The 4742-nt window shown below is 30.9% G+C and carries 5 protein-coding genes and 1 pseudogene; 4 read left to right on the forward strand and 2 right to left on the reverse strand.

Annotated elements, in window-relative coordinates; translation table 11 throughout:
• Positions 1–156 (reverse strand): helix-turn-helix domain-containing protein (locus ABDZ84_RS13445; RefSeq protein ID WP_343781889.1); only part of this gene is annotated, 156 nt, incomplete at its 3' end.
• Positions 157–791: 635 nt separating this feature from the next.
• Between ABDZ84_RS13445 and ABDZ84_RS13450 the strand changes: the two genes are divergently transcribed.
• Genes ABDZ84_RS13450 through ABDZ84_RS13460 form a run of 3 tightly spaced genes read left to right on the forward strand, consistent with a single transcriptional unit; the run spans position 792 to position 2442 of the window.
• Positions 792–1244 carry a MarR family winged helix-turn-helix transcriptional regulator gene (locus ABDZ84_RS13450; RefSeq protein WP_166531037.1) on the forward strand — a complete coding sequence of 151 codons (453 nt, stop codon included), beginning with the start codon at positions 792–794 and terminating at the stop codon, positions 1242–1244.
• A 25-nt stretch (positions 1245–1269) separates the two neighbouring features.
• The gene (gene paiA / locus ABDZ84_RS13455) at positions 1270–1788 is read left to right on the forward strand and encodes a spermidine/spermine N(1)-acetyltransferase (protein ID WP_026683008.1); all 519 of its coding nucleotides are present in this window, start codon (positions 1270–1272) and stop codon (positions 1786–1788) included.
• Positions 1789–1809: 21 nt separating this feature from the next.
• On the forward strand, positions 1810–2442 hold the full coding sequence (locus ABDZ84_RS13460) for an FMN-binding negative transcriptional regulator (RefSeq protein ID WP_026683007.1): 633 nt from the start codon (positions 1810–1812) through the stop codon (positions 2440–2442).
• 85 nt (positions 2443–2527) lie between these two features.
• Here the strand turns inward: ABDZ84_RS13460 and tnpA are convergent.
• Positions 2528–2879 (reverse strand): annotated as a pseudogene (tnpA, locus tag ABDZ84_RS13465) (IS200/IS605 family transposase); the annotation flags it as partial.
• A 567-nt stretch (positions 2880–3446) separates the two neighbouring features.
• Between tnpA and ABDZ84_RS13470 the strand changes: the two are divergent.
• Positions 3447–3983: a GNAT family N-acetyltransferase gene (locus ABDZ84_RS13470; RefSeq protein WP_343781887.1), complete on the forward strand. Its 537-nt coding sequence runs from the start codon at positions 3447–3449 to the stop codon at positions 3981–3983.
• Positions 3984–4742: the final 759 nt, after the last annotated feature.

Genomic DNA, 4742 nt, shown 5'->3' on the forward strand with positions numbered 1-4742 from the left:
GTTGCGATACACCGTTGATCTTGATACCCCCAACTTTTCCGCCACCTTCGATTTACTAAATCCTTGCTTATTTAACTGTTGAATCTCCATATACATTTCCCACTTATCCACCTTTTCTGCGCCCTCCATTGATGTGTGTATAATCTTAAATATCATACAATGGGAGAGCTATATATTTTACTGGTATATTTGGGTAAATAAGTGTTTCTTCTAATCTAGCGGAAACTGTCTACTTTAGTTTAGCAGTCACAAAAATTTTCAAAGTACCCTTCTTCATCAATTGTAATTTTATCTTTTTACTCTCAAACTTTTTATTCTGTGTCCAAATGAAATATCCCACACTAATCCCTCCTTAAATTACAATAATTTCATTTTTTATAAAATAAATTTAAGATTGCAAATGGCAACTAATAGTTTACAAAGTGTTTGTAGTAGTAATCCCTAAGATAAGATTTTATTTATTATAGAATAATTGCTTATTACAAATTGAACAATCTCTATTGAGATTTTCGCACATTACAATAATATTGCCCCCTTTTAACTTCTATCAATAGTTGTTATAAGGTGGGTTTTTTATATAAGGATTATAGTGATGATAAATTTACAGATGCAAAATTGGCAGGAATTATAATCAAAAAATTAACGTAAAAGTTTTAGGATTCAGTATGTGCAGAAGATAAATTTTAGAGAAAAAATTTTTATTTATGTTGCAAATGCAACATAAATAAGTTAAGTTTAGTGTATGGAAATTTCATTGTATTTCAACAAAAATATATGTGAAGGAGTTCATTATGAAGGAAATTCTACGTGAAATTGGAATGATAGCAAGGGCATTAGATTCTATAAGTAATATAGAGTTTAAAGAATATGACCTTACAAAAGGACAGTATTTGTACATTGTACGAATATGTGAAAACCCAGGAATCATTCAAGAAAAATTGGCCGAGATGATAAAAGTAGATCGTACAACTGCAGCACGTGCTATAAAAAAACTTGAAATTAATGGCTTTATTGAAAAGAAAGAAGATAAACATAACAAAAAAATCAAGAAAATCTATCCGACAAATAAGGGTGATAATGTTTATCCTTTTATAAAAAGAGAAAATAATTATTCCAATTCTGTTGCATTAGAAGGCTTTTCAGAAAGCGAAGAAGAAATCATTTTTAGTCTTCTTCAAAGAGTAAGTAAAAATATAGAAAAAGACTGGGAATTTGTAAAAAAGGGAAACAAGAGAAATTATTGATTAAATAAAGGAGCGATATACTAAAATGAATGTGAGAATAGCAAAGTGCAATCATGAAGATTTACAAACACTTCAAGAAGTAAGTATTAAAACATTCATCGAAACATTTAAACATCAAAATTCACCAGAAAATATGAATGCCTATCTGGAAAGAGCATTTAACTTAAAACAATTAGAAAAAGAATTATCCAATATTTCTTCGCAATTCTTTTTTGTTTATTTTGCTAGTGAAATTGCTGGATATTTAAAAATCAATACCGCTGATGCTCAGACGGAAGAATTTGATAATGAATCACTTGAAATCGAGAGGATTTATATAAAAAATAAATTTCAAAAACATGGACTTGGTAAATATCTACTAAATAAGGCTACAGAAAATGCGATTGAACAACATATTAAGAAAATCTGGTTAGGAGTATGGGAAAAAAATGAAAATGCCATTGCTTTTTATAAGAAAATGGGGTTTGTCCAAACTGGAGCCCACTCTTTTTACATGGGTGATGAAGAACAAACGGACTTTATAATGGAAAAAACACTCATATAACTTTTAGAAAGGTGGGTTTACGTGTATATTCCTAAGCATTTTAAAGTCACAGACCTTGATGAAATCAAAGAATTTATTGAGAAGAACTCTTTTGGCACAATTGTAACAACAAAACAAGGGAAACCTATTGCTACTCATTTACTTTTAGAGTTACATAAACAAGGAGATAATTACTTTATCACTGGACACCTGGCTTATGCTAACCCTCAGTGGAGAACGTTAGAAGGTGAGAATGAAAACGTCCTTGTTATGTATCAAGGTCCACATGCCTATATTTCATCATCTTGGTATAAATCTGAAAATGTGCCAACATGGAATTATCAATCTATCCATGTATATGGAACAGCTAGTATTATGAATGAACAAGAATTGCAAGAAGATCTTATACTTCTATTACAAAAATATGAACAAGCTCGTGAGAAACCAGCTTTATGGGAGAATCTTTCTTTACAAACTAAAAAACAAATCAAAGGTATTGTTGGATTTAAAATTAAAATTCAAGAAGTTCAAACTGCATATAAATTAAGCCAAAATAGAAATAAAGAGGACTATTTTAATATCATTGATAAATTATATAAGGAAAAAGATTTAAATTCTAAGGCATTAGCAGAAGTGATGAAAAATAAAGGGGGATCCCACTTAATCAGAAATTGAAAAGGTGTACGGAAGCTATCGTTACTTTTTAAAGTTAAGGGGCTTCATTTGCCGGGATTATTAACTTATTTTAGGCGTCCAACTAATTGAGCCCCACTGTACTGACATAGTAACCTTTAGCCCAAAATGTGCGGTTCCCATGATTGTATTTTAAGTTGGCATGTCTATCATGGATCATTAAAGAGCTTTTACCTTTTAAGTAACCCATAAAGTAAGACACTGACATTTTTGGTGGTATTTTAACCAGCATATGGATGTGGTCAGTCATGGCATGAGCCTCAATAATTTCTAATCTTTCATCTCACATAAACGTCTTAAGATCACCCCGATGTCTCTTCTTAACTCGCCATAAATTTCTTTCCTTCTGTACTTGGGTATAAAGACTATGTGATACTTACAATTCTTCGGGTGTGTGATAAACTATTGTCAACCGACATGAGTAGATCTCTTTTCTATATATAGAGTCGGTTTGACAGCCAACTCTATTATATCGAAAAGAGATTTTTCTGTTACAACTCTACAAGTTGAATTCTCACACAGGCAGAGCCTGTGGTTTAAAAAACATTAATTAAAAGCCAACATAACCCCACTAATCTTCATTCGTATATTACGATTAGTTTATGATGCATATGACCACTAATAATAATATGAATACTATTTCCGCGTTAGTTATGCTGAAAATGTGAAAATGGTATATTGTGATAATCATGCTGTTGTAAAATAAAAGAAATTGAAACATTATTCAGTTTAGCTTTTATATTTCTAATTACGTTTGTGATTATGATTACATTTAGGACTAATCAGGAAAGGATGGATAATCCATAACATAATAAATCTAGTCTTTCTATAAGTGTTTACAATACTGGACAAGTAAAAAAATACAAAGTTTTTAGTTAAGGTATTTTTTGTATTATTAAAGCATTGCCTTAATTCTGACATTATGATAGGTTATGCTTTAAGAGAATATGGTATTGGATACAAATTTATGGGAGGGAGAGAAATAAGTGAAAAAATTAAATACACCAACTATCGAAACAGATCGTTTAAAATTAAGAAAGTTCTCCGATGATGATTTATACGATATGTTTGAAATTTATCACGATGAAGAAGTCAATAAATTTCTTCCGTGGTTCCCATTTCAGTCCATTGAAGAAACAAAGGAATATCTTTATAACACTATCTATAAGGAATATGATCAAAAGATAGCATATCACTATGCAATCGAAGAAAAAGCAAATCATAAAGTTATTGGTTATATCGGTATTTCTAAAATCGATGAAGAAAAAGGTAGCGCTGAATTAGGCTATGGTCTTTTAAAAAGTTACTGGGGCAAAGGAATTGCGACAGAAGCCAGTAAGGCTCTACTAAAACGCTTGAAACAAGATGGTTTCAAGTCCATTTTTGCTACCAATGATGTAAATAATATTGGAAGTGGTAGGGTTCTAGAAAAATCGGGTATGACCTACCAATATTCCTATGATGAACGTTGGCAACCCAAGAATAATACAGTCACTTTTAAACTTCATCGGATTGATTTTTAGTAAATCAAAGTTACAAATAAGGTTCTTTTCTCTTAAGAGGGTAGGTTTAGACGAGAAAGGTGGATGGAGGCTTTAAAAGGCAGAATGAGTACATATAAACTATTAAATTTAATCGGTCTAGTATCAATAGTGTCAGTACTATTATATTTTATGGCTTATGCTCACGAATATAGTAAAGACAAAGTTATTACAGGACTTATTTTTTACTTTGTTGCAGCTTTATTATATTTTCTGTTTGGATATCTTTACCACAAAAGCAAAACAGGACAAACAATTGTATTATGTGGGTTGGCTATAATCACTATATTTCTACTTTTTATTCTCAAGTGAAAAAGAAGCTTTCCATATATCTAATACTATAACTAGAATTTGAGTAAAAAAGTAAAGACTGTGCTAAGTAAATAAGATAACCTTTGCTTGTTTACCGAGCTTATATCTAATGGAATAATTTCTCTGAATTTAATGTATATAGTCAAGATGAAACTGGGACTACCGATTCACCAAATCCAGAAGAACCAAAATTATTGTTGCTACAATTACCAAGGTTATGATTGGCTTTTTCTTAAACAATACACCCCTTAACTTACTTATCGATTGGTATTTAAAAATAGTAAATGACCCCCATAAGAATGCCTAGGTCATTCCATTTTGGGACTGTTTTTCCTATCTCTGTTTTAGAGGTCGCTCACCCTCCCTCTATAAATTAAAATTATCTCAGAATTACTCCGTTTTTCTCCCGTTTACTTTATATCATTCAAA

Source organism: Virgibacillus salarius (assembly GCF_039521925.1).
GTDB classification, from domain to species: Bacteria; Bacillota; Bacilli; order Bacillales; family Amphibacillaceae; genus Virgibacillus; species Virgibacillus salarius.

What these genes read in the sequence shown, in the direction of transcription:
- ABDZ84_RS13450 (WP_166531037.1), top strand. Translation starts at nt 792, where the DNA reads ATGAAGGAAATTCTACGTGAAATTGGAATGATAGCAAGGGCATTAGAT.
- paiA (WP_026683008.1), top strand. Translation starts at nt 1,270, where the DNA reads ATGAATGTGAGAATAGCAAAGTGCAATCATGAAGATTTACAAACACTT.